This is a genomic window from Dyadobacter chenhuakuii, assembly GCF_023821985.2.
Lineage (GTDB): Bacteria > Bacteroidota > Bacteroidia > Cytophagales > Spirosomataceae > Dyadobacter > Dyadobacter chenhuakuii.
Map to the genome: position 1 here is coordinate 167,337 of NZ_CP098805.1, position 18,038 is coordinate 185,374.

Sequence of the window (18,038 nt, forward strand, 5' to 3'; positions counted from 1 at the left end):
TCTGGATTAGGTCATGTAGTACATTCCATGGTAGATTTATACTAACAGCGGATGGATAGCTTTATTTTGAGAATTGCCTTTAAGCAACTTGTATTTATTTTTATCTTTGAGAGCTACTATGCGATCCTCAAATAAGATACCGATGTTGGTGGGCAAAAACAACACCAATCTAAATGCAACCTCTCGTGGATATACATCAAATCAAAACAGGCACTCACGCGGCCAACTTATTCTGCTGTTCTTTACTTTTTGTTTTTCTGATTTTGTCCTGCAAAAAAAAGGATATTGAAAAACTTGATGGTAATGAGCAGGTAGGGAAAGATACCACGTCAATCAGTGGAAATGGGGGAATTTATTATAACGACGATATTGTGAGTACACCTCCGAAGGATTTGCTATATAGGTTTATCATATATAAAGGAAGGGTTGGCATGCGTATGGATCCAGGGAAGTACGTATACAAAATTGGTGTCTTGGGCTATTATCCCTTTCTAAGTTTTAATGTGAACCCGACTAATTACACTCCCATAATGAGCCTACGCTCGGATGAAATGCATCCTCTCAAACAGGTGCGCGAGTATGTTAACACTTTTGAGTTTTTCAGTCCAGTAAATGAAGAGTTTACCTTTACACCCACTCTTAAAATCGAAGCGCTTAATTTATCGGTATCCCGCTCTACGAAAATTAAAATTGAAGTAGTTGAAAGGATCGTAGATGTGATTCATACGAATTTTGGAATGTCTCGCGAGGAAGTTAAAAAAGTGGAAAAAGACGAATTAAATGTTCCCGATTCGGAGTTCTTACAAGTTGGCCCCGACCTATTCCTAAAAAGCCTTCTATTTGATTCACAGTTAGGGGCGACCAACTTCTTAGCGTTCGCTTTCGAAAACGACAAACTGGTTTCCGTGACGGGGATCAATAAGTATGCGAGTGATCTTTCTGCTTTCAGCGATGTAGCGAAATATTTTGGATATGAGTCGACTGTATCCGGCTTGACCCCGGTAAAATGGCAAAAAAATGGGTTGCAATTTACCGTACAGATGAAAGAAGTTAATATAGGGATAACAGAGAAAAAGATGGCACCATGTTATATTATTGAAAAGATGCCGTAAGAGAGACCGCCCACCGTTTTTAAATAAACTGTTGTCGCTGGCCTTTTAGGAAAACCTACTTCTATCTTTTCCGCAGCACCTCTTAATTGTTCCCAATCAAAAGTTCATACGTTTTCGATGCGTTTTTACCACCAAAATTCCTAGTTTTAAATTGTCTCATTTGCTAGGGAAAGGTCAATTGTAAAAACGGATCTAGCTAAGAGCTGTCTTTATGCACCGAGCTTACATGTCGTATTTCTGACACCTAAATTCACTATGTTATCATTAGGAGTGTAAGGATATGTAGTCATTGATCGAGTTTAACCTAGAATAGAATTATTTTTGATTATTATTATCGAAAAATATTTTATATCAAGTCAACTCAATGAAGTTCATCCGCCTATTTACCCTTTTATTGATTGTATATAGCTTTACATCTTGCAAAAAGAAAAATACCCCTGAACCCGAGCCTGATGTTACTGGAACCGTGTATGTGGGTAGCGATGACAAAAATCTGTACGCGATTAATGCCACTACTGGTTTGAAAAAGTGGGCTTTTGCAACTGATGGAGCTATCTTTTCTAGCCCCTCTTTTGTAAATGGGGTAGTATATGTAGGAAGTTTTGATAAGAAGGTATATGCCGTGAATGCTGCTACTGGGGCGAAAAAATGGGAGTTTGCAACGGATGGACTTATTTTTTCCAGCCCATACGTTGTAAATGGGGTGGTATATATAGGCAGTACTGACCAAAAGCTATACGCACTGGATGCAGCTACGGGTGCCAAAAAATGGGAGTTTGCAGCAGAGGGTAGTGTGGATTCGAGTCCTATGGTGGTGAATGGGGTCGTGTTTGTGGGAAGTGAAGGCAAGAAGGTATATGCGCTTGATGCTGTTACAGGGGCAAAAAAATGGGAGTTTGCAATGAGCGGTACGAGTGCGACGACCCCGACGAGCCCTACATTTGCCAATGGGGTGGTCTACGCATGTGACTTTCAAAGGACACTTTTTGCCATTGACGCAGCTACCGGTGCCAAAAAATGGGAATTTAAGACAGAAGCAAGTATTGATTCGAGCCCGACAGTTAAAAACGGTTTGGTGTATATAACCAGCTTTGACTTCAAACTGCGCGCTCTGGATGCGGCCACCGGAATAGAAAAATGGCAATTTGAGATTGGCATTACAGGGATGTCCAGCCCTACCGTCAGCAATGGTTTTGTGTATGTAGGAAGTATCCCTGGTAGATTGTATGCGGTCGACGCGGTTACCGGCCTAAAAAAATGGCAACTTATTACGGACGACATGAGGCCCGCCATGTACTCAAGCCTAACTGCCGCAGAAGGGAAAATATACGCCTGTACCGGCGAAAAAAAAATCTATGCACTTGATGCTACTACTGGTGCCAGCGAATGGGTCTTTCAAACTGAGGGTCTAATTAATTCTTCCCCCTGCGTGGTGACTGCAAGCGGTAATGTATACCACTCCGGAGTGAGCGGCGTACAGGAATAATGCAAAATAAATAAGATGGAGAAATGACTAGAAAAAGACTTCCCTTAGATCTAACCAGTTTAATCTGAGTCTCTTCTAAGACATAACATAGTTACTGGCTATGAACCAACAAAGCCCGATCATAATTATTGAAGATGATGCAGCAGACAGGTAATTGCAAAAAATCATTGTCCGATTTAATCTGCACTCGCGGCAAATAGATAATGATGTCAAATTTATCTGGGCGACCTAGCAAAATGTGTCTTTTATAGCGCTATGACTGCGCCATTAGAAACGCGGCTTTGACCTGAGGGCATCTTCATCAGCAATCGATAAGTGAATATACCATTTGCACTGCCCCCTTTATAAATTCCGTCCCAAAGAATTGTTCCACTTTGTACAGTTCCTGGCTTGCTAAAAAAAATAACATTACCCCAGCGGTTATAAACGGTTAGCTGCTCTATTTGCAGACTGACATCCGGAAAGAAAATAGCCCAGCCATCATTGATGCCGTCATTGTTTGGCGTGAACGAAGTAGGTAGGTAAAACAGCTGACGGCAGGGCTCGCCCAGGTCAATACTTTGCTCAGCAATACAGTTTGAATCATCTTTTACAGCTATCAAGTAAGTCCCTGCCAAAAGTCCAGCAAACGAAGAATCTCGCTGGTAAGCCCGCCCATCAAGACTATAATAATAATTACCTATGCCACCGGTAGAAATAGTCAGCTGACCATCTGGCAAGTTGCAAGTTGGCATCTGTGTGTTAATACGCGTAATCACAGGCCCCTCGCTTCCTTCGACTATCACAACTTGCGTGTCAGTGCAGCCGTCTTCGTCCTTGGCTGATAGCTGATAGCTACCTGCTTCCAAATTGTCAAATGTGTTTTGTGACTGATCGGAATGACCCGTTAGAGATTACATTACTGCTCCATTTCCTTCCGCTGCGGCAACTCTTATCTGACCATTGGATTTTCCACAGCTTGTTGGCATTACTTCAATGGTATTCATTTTGAGCTTTACACTATTTTTCAGGAAAACTTGCCGGGAAGCGACGCATAGGCTATCGTCTTTCACAAAAACGGTGTATGCCCCTCCGTTCAGATTTCCAAACAAATTATCGGTTTTGAAATCAATGCCGTCTATAGAGTAGCTTAATAAACCGGAGCCACCATAGGCGACAATGCGTAGTGAACCATTCGAGTTTCCACAATAAGGCAGTATTGAATCAACTAAAGAAATGACCGGCGTTGGTCGTTGATCCACTTTAATGTCGATTGAGCCCCAACAATTAGCTGCGTAAACTGACAGTTTATAGGTACCTGGTGAAAGACTAGTAAAAACGGGGGAAAGCTGTAAATCTCCATCATCCAGCCTGTAATGCAGTGGGTGACTGACCGAACCTCCCCTGGCATTAATGATCATCGTTCCATCATTTTTTCCACAGCTGGCACGTGTTGTCGTGACATCGGTCAAAAAAAACTCAACAATTTCAATAGTGATTGCCTGTGGCGGAGATTCAAGTCCATTGACATTTTGAGTTAAATAATAGGTGGTGGTGACGTTTAACGGAGAAGGATAATAGGTGTTCCCCTGCGCAAGCTTAGTTTTTAGGGCTGCATCCGCATACCATGTAATATTCTCACCAGTGACTGTTAATATTATTGGATCAGTATCACGGCAATACGTATCTGGTGTTTGTAAAACGATTGAATCAGAACCTGGGGGGACCATAATACCTTCAAAAGATAACAACGCTGCTTCTGAACCGGAAGCAAAAACATCATTGCAGAAGGACAGAGCCACCATCAACAGTAAAGAAGCCGGAAAATCTGCCAACATCCGCCTGCCGTTTTTTATTCTCGTCTGCATATTTCAATTTATGGACGAATCGATATGAGAAAGCAATTACTCAAGTGCAAGCTCCTGCTAGCTTACTTATCAAATAAAAATAAACTTGTGATCTTGCCACCTATCGTTGGTGAGGGACATTTTAGCATAGTTATGGGTTTTTGACAAATATTGAACTAGCCAATGCGCTTGTACGACTATTAGTAGTTTTTACTGATACACCATTTTTCCAGATTCATGCGGCGTTAGTATTGCCGTTATACACTACATTAGTAACACAGTACACATCTTTGCCTGAAACGGCTATATCAATTACATTTGAACTATATTTTGAGCCGTTGGGAAGTACAGTTTAGGTGCGCGATTCAAAGTGAATCAAACTTCCAAAGGCATTAATGTCAATGAATTCTATATCGAAATCCTTTAAACGATTTATAAGATCAGCTACCTGAACGATTGTTTCCGGAAGATAGAGGCCTCCGGCTATTGTTGCGTTTTTTCCATTAATGCCCAATATCCGTTCTGTTATTAAATAGACACCCACCGCGGTCATTCGAGCGTTTCCTTTTTTGCCAGACACAATCATTCGAAGCTTTTTCTTTTCTCCGGATAACAACAAACCCTCCATATCGATATACAGATCATGCGAGGCTTCTAAACCTCTACTGCTGCCAATGGATTCACCCGTAGCAAAATCAAATCGAATGTTGGCAGCATTAGTAAAAGCGGCAATACTTGGAACATCCAGCGTACTCAATGGATAAGCTTTGGCCAGAGACCGATTGTATAAGCAGATCTCTCTTGGGTTATCTTTTGCGGGCACGGATAGCCACTCTCCATCTTGCCGGATTAGCGCCTGACCTATAAAACCGTTGACATCATTTGCAACCTCCGGCCCTACCTGGTCCTTCGTGTCATACAATCCTGCCATTTCAATACTTGTGATATAATTAAATTTGGTGGCCAGGTGTTTAACAGCAAGCGTCAATAATCCTGCTTGCCAATGGCCAGCAAAGACGATCGGGGCAACAATCGGTTTATGCAGACTTAAAAATGTTATCGGAGCGATTTGATCAGCTAATTCACTGACGGTAATACAAGCGATACCATTCGAAATGGCAGTCTCCCTTGAAATATTGCTCCGGTCTTGCATCGCTGTTATGATAAGATCGATGTTACCGAGTTTGCTTAAATCAAGTCCTTCCTCCAAGTTAACATAGGCTGTTTTTGCGTTCTTTAATTCAGCGGCCAGCTGTTCACCGTTTTGAGGGTTTCTGCCGGAGAGAACCAATTCTATGCTGGTATCTGCACGTCTGATCAACCGGGCTATGTTGCTACCTACCATTCCGTAACCGCCTATAATCAAGATCCGTTTTCTTTTTAATTCCATGTTATTTTTTAAAAATCAGTACAATTCAATTACTTCACTTTAGTATCAATAGCATCGCTATTAAAATTCTGACAAGTATTTCATATATGATCTTACACCCAATTCGATGTGGCTATCAGAAACATTGAATTCCATACCGTAAAAAGCAAATGCCGGTTGGTATTCCGCTTTGACATATTCAAAACTTAGCTCGAATGGCCTTGTGAGCTCGTTGAGCGGATATTTGTATATCCCTGCGTTACTCAACTCCTCCTTTTCAACTCCCAACGATATGGCCAGTGCTATTTTTTTTCCTTTCATGCAGTATCCACTTTTACTACCATACGCCCAGCCGTGTGTCATAACCTGGTCGAACCATTTTTTTAACAATGAGGGAATATTAAACCAGTAGTAGGGAAATTGGAATACAATCTTATCGTATTGCTCAACTAGGCGCTGCTCAGCCCGGACATCTATCTTTTCGTCTGGATATGCATCGTACAACTGGTGAACAGTGTACTCTTCTGGAAACTTTAGCAGCTCCTCCATCCACCTTTTATTGATGGTAGACTCGCCAATGGTTGGGTGCGTAATAATGATTAAAGTCTTCATAGTAATATCAATAATAATCTACACAAAGGTAGCATGCACTACATCGAAGTCGTATATTACCCACCGATTGTTAGGTACTATAAATAATGTAAGTAATGAGTAAGATTAAGCAGACATCGACCAATTTCTCCAACAAGAGTGCATTAAGTGAAGAATGCCCAGAGGCTTATGCTTCAACTGTTATTGGCGGACAGTGGACACTGGTCATCTGCTCCTGGTTATTGAGCGGTAAGCTTCGGTTTGGGGAACTGAAAAAGAAGTTGCCAAACATTACCGAACGTATGTTGACCTTACAGCTCCGTAAGCTTGAAGAAAATATGATAGTCAAAAGAACCGTATATGCAGAAGTGCCACCCCGCGTCGAATATGAATTAACTCAAATAGGATACGACTTAAAACCTGTCATCAAAGAGTTGGAAAATTGGGGGGATCGTCATAAAAAATTAACTAGTCAATAATCCAGGGTATCCCATATATATGTAAATACCAGAATTCGGAAATTAAACAGATCGCCTTGCCCGACGCCTACGCCAGGCAGCTTGCGGGGCAACTCGATCGCCGATGATTCTGTGATCATTGCGCTATTGCCGACATTATAGATCCGTTTTCCTTAATTTATTTTAATTGCTTCTTTGCGAGATGTTACCGACTTTACTCAGAGATAGCAGGCACGCAGAGCACGCACCGGTTCATCGTAAGTCCGACAGCAATGCTTTTGGCGTAATATCATACCGGGCTTAATGTGCAGAAAGATGCTATTATAAAAATCAAAGATTTATTAATATGAAGCTATGTGTCGCGCAAACTAAACCAGTTAAAGGTGACATTTCAGGAAATATTGTTGAGCACCTTGGTCTTATCAAACAGGCAATCGAAGAGCAAGCCGATGTTATTATTTTCCCGGAACTATCATTAACGGGATATGAACCTGAATTAGCGGTTGAGCTAGTGATGCATTTGGACGATTCTCGGTTACAACCATTTCAGGATTTAAGCGATGCTAATGGCATTATTATTGGCGTTGGCTTACCTACCAGAGGTAGTAATGGTATCCTAATCAGCTTGCTAGTCTTTATTCCTAATCAGCCTAGACAGGTTTACTCCAAACAATATCTTCATGCTGACGAAGAGCCTTATTTCATACCGGGTAGAAAGCCGGTCTTGATAAGGTGGAAGGAGAGAACAATCTCTTTTGCAATCTGTTATGAAGTTTTTGTACCAGAACATGCCTGTAGTGTTATTCAAAATGGTGCTGATATCTACATTGCTAGCGTTGCAAAAAGTGCCAAAGGAGTGGTACGTGCGTACAAACGGCTAGCTCAGATAGCCGGTGATTTTGGAATTACAGTGTTAATGGCCAACAGTGTGGGGTATCAGGATAACTTCCAAAGTGCTGGCTTTTCCGCTAGTTGGAGTAAGGACGGTGAGCTGGCTGGACAATTAGGTGATGAAGCTGATAAACTATTACTGTTTAATTTGTAGCACCCTTATAAACCAAGGCTTGGATTGTGTAAATTCCGTTACTAACTGCTCATTTTTGCCAGTAATTGTTTTTATCTCAGCCTGTATGGTTCAGGTGACTATGATAATTTTACAAAGTTAGATAGGTCTCAGGTCAGCCAGATAGTCCAGTATTTTTAATTCAAAATGGTCCAGCAAGTATCATAAGCATAGAGCCGTCCCAAATTTGATTTGAGACGGCCCCATTAAATGACAACAGCACAGAAATCCGGTCAGGCGTTAAAACCGCCGTCAATGGTCAGCGCGGAGCCTGTAATAAAATTTCCTTCTTCACTTGCCAAAAAAGACACCAAACCTGCAATATCCTCGCCGGTTCCATATTTGGGAATAGCCATCCTGCCCCTTAAAAACTCAGCATGTTCCGTATTGGAGGGGTTCATATCGGTATCAATGGGTCCGGGCTGTACCAAATTTACCGTAATGCCTTTTGGCCCCAGATCACGCGCTAAACCACGGGTGAAGCCCTGTAAGGCTGACTTGCTCATTGTATACAAAGTTGTCTGCGAGCTCAATGAATTATCTGCCAAATTGCTCCCGATGGTGATAATGCGACCACCGGCTGACATTTGTTTTGCTACCGCATGCGCAGCCAGGTAGACGGCACGCACATTGATGGACATAATGCGCTCATAGTCCTCAAGCGTATGGTCTTCGAATGCCTTTCCAATATAGATGCCTGCATTGCTCACAAGTATATCAATATGACCAAACTTTGCGATGGCGGCATTTACTGTATCGGTGATCTGTTGGCTGTCGGAACTATCTGCCTGAATCGCTACTGCATTTCCGCCTGCTTCCTTGATTTCAGCCACCACTGCTTGGGCCTTCTCAGTTGCATGCGAAAAGGTGAACAGGACTGTTGCACCTTCGCGGGCTAATTTTTTGCTGATTGCTGCTCCGATACCACGGCTGCCACCAGTTACCAGCGCTATTTTATTCTCTAACTTTTTCATTTGATTCAGTAATTAATTAACGCATCAAATTTCTACTAAATACCTTACATTTGTATGGTACTTATAAATTTGTTAGGTACTTACAAAAACGTAAGAAATGAGAAAAGAGAACTCTACGAATGCTTTTAATGAAAAGCGAATTATTGATAGCTGCGGTATGGCCTATGCCTTAGGCCTAATCGGGGGTAGGTGGAAACCTGCGATCCTATGCAGACTTTCCAACAAGACTATGCGTTATGGTGAGCTTAACCGCGATATTGAAGGCATCTCCGAGCGGATGCTGGTAGCACAATTGCGGGAATTAGAAAATGACGGCATTGTAGAGCGTCAGGTATATCCGGAAGTGCCACCGCGCGTCGAGTATAGACTTACAGCACTTGGCGAAACCCTAAGGCCGGTCCTTGCCTCCATGTCCGACTGGGGTAACATGCACCGCGAGCAGGTAGCTGCTCATATGCAAAATGATTAGACGATGCGGGCGTGACAAGCTCACGCCCCTTTTAGAGCGGGTCGCTGGCGTTTATAGATAATAATTTTTAATTAGTAATAGGCCTATGGGAAGCCGTGGGTGGCAGGCCATTTCTGTTAAATAGAAATAAGAGGTTAGAATGCTAAAAAGCCGTTCACCAGTTCAATGACTTTTTTTGGTTGTTCTTCGAACATATAGTGTCCGCTATCCAATATGCCTTCGACTTTTACATTCGTGGCTACGTAAGGCAAACCCATTTTCATGTAGTTGTAGCTCACATTGCTGCCGATCCCCAAAACGGGCATTTCAAGGGGATTATAATGTTTAGCGTCTTCTATATCTTGGGTAAATGACTGGTACCAGGCATTGGACGCCCGGATACTTGCCGCCTCGTTGTATGCGGAAGCATAGACAGCGCGGTCGAGCGTGCCCATTTTGCTGGCATCGATCATTACGTATTCGAAAAGCCAGTCAAGCAAATATTGAAAGCGTCCTTCCAGGATCTTTTCCGGTAATGCTTTAATCTGGTTAAAACCCATCCACCAGGCATAGGGCGTATTGGTATCCATCTTTTCTGTAAATGTTCCTGCTGGCGGAATCAGCGGCATTTGCAACATGCCCTCACTGGGGTGAGAGCCATCCAGAACAATCAGCTTGTCGACGAAATCTGGATAATTGAATGCAAAACTCATCGCTACCATTCCACCGATATCATGACCCATCAAATGTACTTTGGTAAGTCCAAGTTGCTTTACAAGTTCGAGGATATCTGTTGCCATGTTCTTTTTGTCATATCCGGCAGCAGGTTTTTCTGAGCTGCCCATCCCTCTGATATCCACGATAATGACGCGGAAGTTTTCAGCAAGTGATTGGGCAAGCGGATGGTAGGAGAACCAGGTCTGTGGCCAACCTGGCAAACAAATCAAAGGCGTTCCGCTGCCGCCATCGACATAATGGAGCTCTACGCCATTCACGTTTGCATGCTGATGGGTAAAGCCAGGAAAGTGCTTTATTAATTCTTCTTCTGTATATTGATTTGGAGAGATCACTGTGTTTTCCATTGAGCAAGTAGGTTTTGATTTTCAATGCTCAAAGGTAAAGCGTCAGGGATGCGCCGAATCTATCATTTGGTAGATTCGGTAATCAACGGACATTTTTTCTGATCCGGCTCAATGCATTCGGTGTAATGCCAAGGACTTCGGCGAGCTGTTTGACTGGTACTTTTTGTAAAAATTCAGGGTTATTCATAAATTCCAAATAACGCTGCTCGGCGGAAAGGGTTTGGAAATTCAGGATCTGGTCGATCATCCTGACCGAGGTTGCCTCCCAGATTTTGCGGCCCAACTCTTGCCAGACGCTCACGTGGGCATATAAGAAATCCATATCCTTTTTGTCAATGAAAATCAGCCTGGTTTCTTCGATGGTGTCAATGTTAAAGCGGGATGGCTTTTGGGGATTAAGGCTGGAAATCTCTGTAAAAAACTCATCCTTGAAACAAATCCAGCTCGTTCTTTCCTCTTGGTTCAGATGATAATAGAAGCGGACCCCTCCTGATACGATAAAAAAATATTGATTGGCGATTTGACCTTTACGCAAAATCAGCTTTCCCTTAGGAACTAACCTTTCGTTACACCTGGAAAGCACCAATTGAAGATCCAGGTCATCAATCGATATCACCCCTCTTAAAAAGTTGACGAATTCTTCCATTTTGATACTATTTATGATTTAGAAATCGACAAGATTAATGACCGGATCGGTCTCAGTACACGCCTGATTTTTTAGCCGTTGAGCTTCACGTTTCCGATAATTTCTAACAGGTTGTCACATTGCGCCTGCAGTCCGGTCTGCGTTAATTCGTCATCAAGTTGCCTTAATGCGTTGATCTTGAGATTTACGTTTGGAATGGAATAAGCGCTTTGCTGGTTTTTCTTTGTTCCCAGGGCCGTCAGCGTTAGCAGCAGGGCAGCAAGGGCTTTGTCGCCGCCCGTATTGAGCGGAGAAGAGCTGATGGCGGCCACGGGTTTCTCATTCAGATCGCCTGTTGCCACAGTCCAGTCGAGTGCATTCTTCAATGTTCCCGGGATGCCAAATGCATATTCGGGTGTGCAGATAACAATGCCATCAGCATGTTGGATGGCCATTTTAAATTTGATAACACCTTCATTTTCTGAAAGTCCCGGCCTGAAATGTGGGATTTTATCCAAACCATCAAATATTTGGTAATCTACATTTTCAGGGAAACATTTTGCCAGCGTTTTCAGGACAAGCGTATTGGTCGAGTCTGAACGCAAGCTGCCTGAAATACCTATTATACGAATTGGTTTCATCATTGAGTATTCTAAATCTTTCCGAAAATCTCAGCAGCAAGTTAATTAAACGGTTTGGTTGTTGCATAGCCGCAGTATCAAGTCAAATTACCTTGCCCGACTCTACTATTGATTATTTGCCACCTAGTTACCTCTGTAAGTAGAATAACCGTATGCCGACAGTGTGATTGGTACGTGATAATGTTTGCTGCCTTTGATCTCGAAGACAACCTCAATAAACGGATAGAAGCTCTCTATTTTTTGTTTTTTGAAATAAGCTGCTGTCAAAAACGTCAGCTTGTAGATACCTTCATTAGAGCTTTCAGCGCTAAGAAAGTCGGAAATCCGGCCATTCGAGTCGGTTACTTTTTCCGCTACGATTGACCATGTTTTTTTATCAGCGTCCAGTTTTTCCAGTCGGATAGGTACGTCTGATGCGGGCATTCCTTTGGATATATCAAGGATATGACTTGATAACTGATACGTTTTAGATTGCGGGTAAGCCAGGGTTGTGCTTAGCATCAGCGTCAGCACAAAAAGTAATTTTTTCATTGCTTTCAGGTTTGTTTCTTGCAAAGCTACAAGTCCGGTTTGCCGAAAGTGTTGACCTAAGTCAACGTTTTTAGAGTCGGGATTTTACGCGGCTTAATGTAGATGGAGAAATTCCCAGGTACGAAGCGGCCATCTTATTGGATACCCGCAGTAAAAATTTTGGTTGTGATGCAATGATCCACTTTACTTTTTCCAGCGCGTCAAAACCCTGGAAGCCGTAAATACGTTTTTGAGCATTTACAAAGCCTAATTCCAGTATTTCCCGGTAGATGCGACTGAACTCGGGTAGGGTATCTACGAGCTGAAAAAAGTCCTTTCGTGATATTACAAGCAGCTCTGATTTTTCAAGGGCCTGCAGATATTCCAAGGCCGGCTTCTGATCTATAAAGCTGGGCAGAGCCGTGGCAAACATGCCCTCAAAAGCAAAATAACGCGACGTTTCAACTCCTGCATTATTTAATGTGAATACCCGAAGAGATCCCGTATTAATAAAGTAGTAGGCCCTGCAAGTATCATTATAGCTGATCAAAACTTGGTTTCTGGCAGCTTTTACGGGATGAAAGAATGAACATATATTTTCAAGTTTGTCATGGTCAATATCATGTCTGCTCAGAATGTAAGATGCCAGAGGTTGATATAGAGCAGGTATTTTATTGGTTGGTTGCATTAGCACTGAATATTTACAAAAAGTTAGTATTTACAAGGGCAGCACGCTTGTGGAAACGGATTCAGTAAGAATTGATCGGCCTGAAAACACGCATTGCCTGCTCTCATGAAATGTAATACATTTGAGCTAAATCAACACAGAACTGGCGCTTGAAAACTGGTTTTGATAAAGTTTTATCCTCGATATTGCAATTGTTTTAGCTCTTCGAAAAAATGACGGATCGTATCCAATTTGAAGCAGTTCAGCCGATCCCGGCATTGGAACCGTTGGTGGAAAGCTTTTGGAGACTGGCAAATGAAACTGATGATAAGAAACCTGCCGTCATCCTGCCGGACGGTCGGTTGGACGTCAGCTTTACTTCGAGAAATCACCAGCGTATCCTTTTGCATGGTCTGGAAACCCAGCCCTCGCAAGTTGAGATAGCGCCCCGATTCAGCATGTTTTGCATAAGCTTCCGCCCACTGGCGGCCGAATATCTCTTTAAAAGTTTTTTGCCGATTGTGCCTGATAGCATAAGCTTGCTTCCGGCAAACTATTTTAATGATACCCTGAATGATTTCGAGAACATCGGAGAGTTTTCCGGTCTTTTGACAGAGGTCCTATCAAAAATGCTCACAGCAGATATTGATCCGCGAAAGAAAAGACTGTTTGATCTGATTTATAGCTCGCACGGAGGCATGAGCGTAAGAGCGCTTTCGGAAAATGTCGGATGGAGCGCCAGGCAAATGAACCGCTACTTCCAGGATACTTTTGGTATGTCACTGAAAACCTATTGCAGCGTGTTGCGTTTCAGGTCTTCTTTCGGGCATATCAAATCAGGCAAGCTTTTCCCAAAGGAAAATTACGCAGATCAATCGCATTTTATCCGCGATATTCGAAAATTTGCTGGCGTTGTACCCAAAGAGCTGGCCAAAAACACCAACGACCGATTTATACAATTTTCCACGCTTTCACCCAACTAGTTTTGTCTTATAATTAAAGAGACAAACAATGACAACAGAAAATAAGACAATTGCAGTCGTGGGCGGCGGGCCGGGCGGTTTAACGCTGGCACGACTCCTTCAAATGGGTGGCGCTCAGGTGAAAGTCTATGAGCGGGACCTTAATAAGGGCGTGCGCGTTCAGGGCGCTACGCTCGACCTACATGAGGAATCGGGCCTGGAAGCCCTGCGACGGGCGGGTCTGATGGATGCTTTTTACGCCAGTTACCGGCCCCACGCCGGTAAGCTCCGGGTTACGGATCAGCACGCTAGTATCCATTTTGACGACCACGACTCTGGCGAGCTGACTGAAAATCGTCCCGAAATTGATCGTGGGCCTTTGAGAGATATATTAATTGAATCACTGGCAGATCAGACGATCGTATGGAACAGCCACTTTCTATCTATGGAAAAAAGAGGCGAGGGGTGGCTTTTGCATTTCAGCAACGGCAGCAGCGCTTACGCTGATGTGGTCATAGCAGCCGACGGCGCGAATTCACGGGTACGTCCATACATTACAGACATTAAGCCGCTTTACTCGGGCATAACTATCGTGGAAGGAAACCTGTATGATGCAAACCGCAACGCGCCGAAGTTATGTGAGCTGACCAAAGGGGGCAAAGTATTTGCTTTGGGCAATGAACAATCCTTAATACTAAGCGCCAAGGGCGATGGCAGCCTGTCTTTTTATACGGGTATAAAAGTGCCGGAGCAATGGATTGACAAATGTGGGATTTCCTTTTCAAATAAAGAACAGGTCCTGAACTGGTTTAAAGATGCCTTCGGCTTATGGAGCGACATATGGCAGGAATTGTTTGCAAGCGGCGAGCTTTGGTTTGTTGCGCGTCCACAGTATCATTATCCCACCAATCAGCAATGGGAGCCGCTCCCTAACCTGACGATGATCGGTGATGCAGCACACCGAATGCCTCCATATGCAGGAGAGGGCGTAAATATGGCCATGCAGGACGCTATGGAGCTGGCAACGCAACTGCTATCGGGTGAGCATGCCACCATCACCGAGGCGATAGCAACATTCGAAAAGCAAATGTCTGCGCGCGCAGCGGCGGTAACGAAAATGTCACTTGACGCGACCGAGATGCTGCATTCCAAAGGTGCGCTGAATAAATTACTTGACATGTTTGAGGGCTATAAGCATGATCTTACGGAAAAATAACGGCGGTAGACAATGATAAATATTAATCTGATAACACCTTATTGCAACGAGCACACGGAAGCGTTGCGTCATGTTTTTTTAAGATCGCGACGCCATGCGTTTTACTGGGTAAATTCCTCGGAATTTCAACTTGGTGACTTTGATCAGTCTATTGTTGGCGAGAATCTGTTGGTGGCAGTTTATCAGAGCAGGCCTGTGGGCTTCGTGTCGTGGTGGGCACCCGGTAACTTTATCCATAATCTTTTTGTTGACCCGGATTTTCACGGGCAAGGCATAGGAACTGCTTTGTTGGATTCCTGTTTGAAAGTGATTGGCCGGCCGGCAAGACTCAAATGTCTGACTGCTAACCAAAGCGCAATGGATTTTTACCTACGAAAAAAATGGACAGTCGTTGAAAAAGGTGACAGCTCAGAAGGGGAGTTTTTACTGCTCAGCGCAAATGACTAGATCGCCCTCGTGAATATGTAGCCGTAACATGCAAATTGGTTGCAGAAGAACCTTTTTTGTTATCTTTTTTGAGACAATTTAGAAAAATCGGTCTTACAACTTGGTAGAATACTGGGAGGCAAGCCTATCTTTGAACGATGGGTTATTCCGAGCAGCTAATAAGAATTTTAAACTATGCTTCCAAGCGAGATTGCGGTGTTAAAACACCTGGGCGAAGCTGTCTTCACGGCCGGCAATGACGGACAGATCGTTTCTTCCAACGCCGCTGCCACTAAGCTTACCGGGTATACCGACAATGAGTTAAAAACTCTGTCATTAGCCAATTTGTCCGGGCCGGAGCCAGACGCCATCAAGTTACAATACGAGCTTAATCAGGCATTAGACAGGAATGGCTTTTTTATCGAAGGGTGGGGGCTTAGAAAGGATGCCAGCCGGTATTGGGCTGAGACCTCATACTGGCCGATTTTTGATGAGAAGGACCGCCATTGGGGTTTTTCTGTATTGATAAAAGATATTACCCAAAAGAAACAGGAACAAATCGCGCTGCTGGAAAGCGAAGAAAGGTACCGGTTGATTGTTGAGGCGGTGCGGGATTATTCCATTTTTATGCTCGATACGCAGGGGCACATTGTGACCTGGAACGATGGCGGCCGTCTGGTGCATGGTTATTCGGCTCCGGAAGTGCTGGGTCGTTACTTTTCTTTTTTTTACACGCACGACGACTTGCTGGCAAAAAAGCCGGAAACAGAGCTTGATGTTGCCAAAACAACGGGGACATACCGCGAGGAAGGTTGGCGGGTCAGAAAAGACGGCTCATTATTCTGGGCGAGCGTTGTACTGACGGCCCTATATGATGCGCATAACAAACACATAGGCTATTCGAAAGTAGTTCGTGATCTGACAGATAAGATGATGGCCGAAGAATCTTTGCGCCAAAGTGAGATCCGTTACCGATCGCTTGTTGAGCAGGTGGGGGACTATGGGATTTTCATGCTTGATACCAAAGGCCGGATTGTTAGCTGGAACGAAGGGGCTAAACGAATCAAGGGCTATGCGGCCGAAGAGATAATCGGAAAGTACTTTTCTGTTTTTTATCCCGAAGAAGAAATCATCGGAGGCAAACCGGTAAGGGAGCTGCAAATCGCGCGTGCTTCGGGTAAATATGAAGAGGAAGGCTGGCGTTTACGCAAAGATGGAAGCCGTTTCTGGGCAAATATTGTTATTACTGCCCTGTATGATCCAGAAGGCCGGCATACGGGTTTTTCAAAGGTGACCCGCGATTTGACTGAACGTAAGCTGGCTGAGCAGGCTCTACAGCAAAGCTCGAATCAATATCGCCAGCTAGCCGCAGAACTTTCCGAAAGCAACGACCGGTTGTCAGTCGTGAACAGGGAACTAGAAGAATTTACAGCCGTAGTGTCCCACGATTTAAAGGAGCCGGTTCGGACCATCAAAAGTCATTTGCTTCTAATGAAACAAAACCTGCAGCAGGAGAATTTTGAGACCATTCCCATCAGTTTGGCCAAAAGCTTGCGGGGTGTGCAACGGATGCAGGAATTGATTGATAACTTGCTGTATTATAGCCAAATCAGCAATGTAAATTTACAGAAGCAGAAACTTAAAGCCAGCGATGTAATTGCCGAGGCAGTGCAGATTTTGGACGATGCCATCCAAAAGAGTGGCACCGAGCTTATTATAAATCAACAAGTTGACTACTTATACGGAGATAGGGTGCAGCTTGTACAGCTTTTACAGAACCTTTTAAGCAATGCTATAAAGTTCACCGAAAAAGAAAAACCCGAGGTTATTATTAGTGCATTCAGCCAGGATGAGCACATAGAGCTGGTCGTTCAGGATAACGGCATAGGGATACCCAATGAACACCTCGAGAAAGTGTTCGGTGTATTCAGGCGGCTGCATTTTGCCAGCAAATATCCAGGCAACGGGGTTGGCCTTGCCATCTGTAAAAAAGTGGTAGAACGCCATAACGGCAGGATTTGGGTTGAGTCAAAACCTGGCCAAGGAACGAGTTTTCATGTTATTATCCCGCAGGGCTGGCCTGCAACAACTCAGGAAAATGAAGCGGTTTAAAATAGCTATCGTAGAAGACGATGAAGATGAACGGTTTTTTATGGTTGATGCCTTCAACTCATTTGCCGGTTTTGAAGTGGTCGGTGAGTTTGGAAATGGCGACCAATTGATGGCTTGGCTTGGTAAGCAGGCGGATCCCACTACCGAATTGGTGATCACAGACCTAAACATGCCCGGCAAGAACGGGTATGATATCATCTCTGAGGTGCGCTCAAAATATAGCGGTATTGACGTGGTTGCTACCTCAACTTCGTCGGTTGATGCCACCCGAAATAAATGCCTTGCCATGGGCGCACGCCAATTCCTTGTAAAGCCCGACGTTTTCATTCATTATCAGGACTATGTAGAAAGGTTATATCAGCTCTTAAGTCCGGCAAAGTCGAGTAATTGATAGTATCAGAAAAGAAATAAGCACATTGACAAAATACAAACGGCGCGAAAATTTTCGCGCCGTTTGTTGTTATCGGGCA

At 43.8% G+C, this 18,038-nt stretch carries 20 protein-coding genes; 10 read left to right on the plus strand and 10 right to left on the minus strand.

The window, feature by feature from the left end; translation table 11 throughout:
- Window positions 1–185: 185 nt before the first annotated feature.
- Window positions 186–1,112 (plus strand): hypothetical protein, encoded by a 927-nt coding sequence (locus tag NFI80_RS00770; protein ID WP_235164337.1) that lies wholly within the window; start codon window positions 186–188, stop codon window positions 1,110–1,112.
- A 364-nt stretch (window positions 1,113–1,476) separates the two neighbouring features.
- A complete protein-coding gene (locus tag NFI80_RS00775; protein WP_235164338.1) occupies window positions 1,477–2,598 on the plus strand; it encodes a PQQ-binding-like beta-propeller repeat protein in 1,122 nt (373 codons plus the stop codon).
- Window positions 2,599–2,843: 245 nt separating this feature from the next.
- Here the strand turns inward: NFI80_RS00775 and NFI80_RS00780 are convergent, their stop codons facing one another.
- The 4 genes from NFI80_RS00780 to NFI80_RS00795 form a co-directional block, all read right to left on the minus strand.
- Complete coding sequence (locus tag NFI80_RS00780) at window positions 2,844–3,446, minus strand: T9SS type B sorting domain-containing protein (protein WP_235164339.1); 603 nt, start codon at window positions 3,444–3,446, stop codon at window positions 2,844–2,846.
- Window positions 3,447–3,491: 45 nt separating this feature from the next.
- Window positions 3,492–4,445, minus strand: a complete 954-nt coding sequence (locus tag NFI80_RS00785) for an immunoglobulin domain-containing protein (protein WP_235164340.1) — start codon at window positions 4,443–4,445, stop codon at window positions 3,492–3,494.
- A gap of 331 nt (window positions 4,446–4,776) precedes the next feature.
- Entirely contained in the window at window positions 4,777–5,814 is a 1,038-nt protein-coding gene (locus NFI80_RS00790; RefSeq protein WP_235164341.1) for a Rossmann-fold NAD(P)-binding domain-containing protein, read from the minus strand.
- 60 nt (window positions 5,815–5,874) lie between these two features.
- Window positions 5,875–6,405, minus strand: a complete 531-nt coding sequence (locus NFI80_RS00795; protein WP_235164342.1) for an NAD(P)H-dependent oxidoreductase — start codon at window positions 6,403–6,405, stop codon at window positions 5,875–5,877.
- A gap of 95 nt (window positions 6,406–6,500) precedes the next feature.
- Between NFI80_RS00795 and NFI80_RS00800 the strand changes: the two genes are divergently transcribed.
- Complete coding sequence (locus tag NFI80_RS00800; protein ID WP_235164343.1) at window positions 6,501–6,863, plus strand: winged helix-turn-helix transcriptional regulator; 363 nt, start codon at window positions 6,501–6,503, stop codon at window positions 6,861–6,863.
- Between the two features lie 325 nt (window positions 6,864–7,188).
- Window positions 7,189–7,887 carry a carbon-nitrogen hydrolase family protein gene (locus NFI80_RS00805; RefSeq protein ID WP_235164344.1) on the plus strand — a complete coding sequence of 233 codons (699 nt, stop codon included), beginning with the start codon at window positions 7,189–7,191 and terminating at the stop codon, window positions 7,885–7,887.
- 251 nt (window positions 7,888–8,138) lie between these two features.
- On the opposite strand, the gene NFI80_RS00810 is transcribed toward NFI80_RS00805, so the two are convergent.
- A complete protein-coding gene (locus NFI80_RS00810) occupies window positions 8,139–8,879 on the minus strand; it encodes an SDR family NAD(P)-dependent oxidoreductase (protein WP_233796851.1) in 741 nt (246 codons plus the stop codon).
- Between the two features lie 157 nt (window positions 8,880–9,036).
- Between NFI80_RS00810 and NFI80_RS00815 the strand changes: the two genes are divergently transcribed.
- Window positions 9,037–9,348 (plus strand): winged helix-turn-helix transcriptional regulator, encoded by a 312-nt coding sequence (locus NFI80_RS00815; protein ID WP_233797102.1) that lies wholly within the window; start codon window positions 9,037–9,039, stop codon window positions 9,346–9,348.
- Between the two features lie 134 nt (window positions 9,349–9,482).
- Here NFI80_RS00815 and NFI80_RS00820 read toward each other — a convergent pair whose 3' ends face one another.
- The 5 genes from NFI80_RS00820 to NFI80_RS00840 form a co-directional block, all read right to left on the minus strand.
- Window positions 9,483–10,409 (minus strand): alpha/beta fold hydrolase, encoded by a 927-nt coding sequence (locus NFI80_RS00820; protein WP_233796850.1) that lies wholly within the window; start codon window positions 10,407–10,409, stop codon window positions 9,483–9,485.
- A gap of 82 nt (window positions 10,410–10,491) precedes the next feature.
- Entirely contained in the window at window positions 10,492–11,055 is a 564-nt protein-coding gene (locus NFI80_RS00825) for a Crp/Fnr family transcriptional regulator (RefSeq protein WP_233796849.1), read from the minus strand.
- 71 nt (window positions 11,056–11,126) lie between these two features.
- Window positions 11,127–11,675: an NADPH-dependent FMN reductase gene (locus NFI80_RS00830; RefSeq protein WP_235164345.1), complete on the minus strand. Its 549-nt coding sequence runs from the start codon at window positions 11,673–11,675 to the stop codon at window positions 11,127–11,129.
- Window positions 11,676–11,798: 123 nt separating this feature from the next.
- Window positions 11,799–12,206 carry a hydroxyisourate hydrolase gene (gene uraH, locus NFI80_RS00835; RefSeq protein ID WP_233796847.1) on the minus strand — a complete coding sequence of 136 codons (408 nt, stop codon included), beginning with the start codon at window positions 12,204–12,206 and terminating at the stop codon, window positions 11,799–11,801.
- Between the two features lie 70 nt (window positions 12,207–12,276).
- Window positions 12,277–12,873: a Crp/Fnr family transcriptional regulator gene (locus NFI80_RS00840; protein ID WP_233796846.1), complete on the minus strand. Its 597-nt coding sequence runs from the start codon at window positions 12,871–12,873 to the stop codon at window positions 12,277–12,279.
- A 212-nt stretch (window positions 12,874–13,085) separates the two neighbouring features.
- Here NFI80_RS00840 and NFI80_RS00845 point away from each other — a divergent pair, with 212 nt between their 5' ends.
- From NFI80_RS00845 to NFI80_RS00865, 5 genes are all read left to right on the plus strand, one after another.
- Window positions 13,086–13,835, plus strand: a complete 750-nt coding sequence (locus tag NFI80_RS00845) for a helix-turn-helix domain-containing protein (protein WP_233796845.1) — start codon at window positions 13,086–13,088, stop codon at window positions 13,833–13,835.
- 28 nt (window positions 13,836–13,863) lie between these two features.
- Window positions 13,864–15,030 (plus strand): FAD-dependent oxidoreductase, encoded by a 1,167-nt coding sequence (locus NFI80_RS00850; RefSeq protein ID WP_235164346.1) that lies wholly within the window; start codon window positions 13,864–13,866, stop codon window positions 15,028–15,030.
- Window positions 15,031–15,042: 12 nt separating this feature from the next.
- Window positions 15,043–15,477 (plus strand): GNAT family N-acetyltransferase, encoded by a 435-nt coding sequence (locus NFI80_RS00855; RefSeq protein ID WP_235164347.1) that lies wholly within the window; start codon window positions 15,043–15,045, stop codon window positions 15,475–15,477.
- A 174-nt stretch (window positions 15,478–15,651) separates the two neighbouring features.
- Window positions 15,652–17,568, plus strand: a complete 1,917-nt coding sequence (locus tag NFI80_RS00860; RefSeq protein ID WP_235164348.1) for a PAS domain-containing sensor histidine kinase — start codon at window positions 15,652–15,654, stop codon at window positions 17,566–17,568.
- Window positions 17,555–17,959, plus strand: coding sequence for a response regulator (locus NFI80_RS00865; protein ID WP_233796841.1), 405 nt, complete (start codon window positions 17,555–17,557; stop codon window positions 17,957–17,959). The genes NFI80_RS00860 and NFI80_RS00865 overlap by 14 nt, the downstream gene beginning before the upstream one ends.
- Window positions 17,960–18,038 lie beyond the last annotated feature (79 nt).

Excerpts from the sequence above, each read along its gene's own strand:
- NFI80_RS00775 (WP_235164338.1), top strand. The coding sequence starts at position 1,477 with ATGAAGTTCATCCGCCTATTTACCCTTTTATTGATTGTATATAGCTTT.
- NFI80_RS00785 (WP_235164340.1), bottom strand. The coding sequence starts at position 4,445 with ATGCAGACGAGAATAAAAAACGGCAGGCGGATGTTGGCAGATTTTCCG.
- NFI80_RS00790 (WP_235164341.1), bottom strand. The coding sequence starts at position 5,814 with ATGGAATTAAAAAGAAAACGGATCTTGATTATAGGCGGTTACGGAATG.
- NFI80_RS00795 (WP_235164342.1), bottom strand. The coding sequence starts at position 6,405 with ATGAAGACTTTAATCATTATTACGCACCCAACCATTGGCGAGTCTACC.
- NFI80_RS00800 (WP_235164343.1), top strand. The coding sequence starts at position 6,501 with ATGAGTAAGATTAAGCAGACATCGACCAATTTCTCCAACAAGAGTGCA.
- NFI80_RS00805 (WP_235164344.1), top strand. The coding sequence starts at position 7,189 with ATGAAGCTATGTGTCGCGCAAACTAAACCAGTTAAAGGTGACATTTCA.
- NFI80_RS00810 (WP_233796851.1), bottom strand. The coding sequence starts at position 8,879 with ATGAAAAAGTTAGAGAATAAAATAGCGCTGGTAACTGGTGGCAGCCGT.
- NFI80_RS00815 (WP_233797102.1), top strand. The coding sequence starts at position 9,037 with ATGGCCTATGCCTTAGGCCTAATCGGGGGTAGGTGGAAACCTGCGATC.
- NFI80_RS00820 (WP_233796850.1), bottom strand. The coding sequence starts at position 10,409 with ATGGAAAACACAGTGATCTCTCCAAATCAATATACAGAAGAAGAATTA.
- NFI80_RS00825 (WP_233796849.1), bottom strand. The coding sequence starts at position 11,055 with ATGGAAGAATTCGTCAACTTTTTAAGAGGGGTGATATCGATTGATGAC.
- NFI80_RS00830 (WP_235164345.1), bottom strand. The coding sequence starts at position 11,675 with ATGAAACCAATTCGTATAATAGGTATTTCAGGCAGCTTGCGTTCAGAC.
- uraH (WP_233796847.1), bottom strand. The coding sequence starts at position 12,206 with ATGAAAAAATTACTTTTTGTGCTGACGCTGATGCTAAGCACAACCCTG.
- NFI80_RS00840 (WP_233796846.1), bottom strand. The coding sequence starts at position 12,873 with ATGCAACCAACCAATAAAATACCTGCTCTATATCAACCTCTGGCATCT.
- NFI80_RS00845 (WP_233796845.1), top strand. The coding sequence starts at position 13,086 with ATGACGGATCGTATCCAATTTGAAGCAGTTCAGCCGATCCCGGCATTG.
- NFI80_RS00850 (WP_235164346.1), top strand. The coding sequence starts at position 13,864 with ATGACAACAGAAAATAAGACAATTGCAGTCGTGGGCGGCGGGCCGGGC.
- NFI80_RS00855 (WP_235164347.1), top strand. The coding sequence starts at position 15,043 with ATGATAAATATTAATCTGATAACACCTTATTGCAACGAGCACACGGAA.
- NFI80_RS00860 (WP_235164348.1), top strand. The coding sequence starts at position 15,652 with ATGCTTCCAAGCGAGATTGCGGTGTTAAAACACCTGGGCGAAGCTGTC.
- NFI80_RS00865 (WP_233796841.1), top strand. The coding sequence starts at position 17,555 with ATGAAGCGGTTTAAAATAGCTATCGTAGAAGACGATGAAGATGAACGG.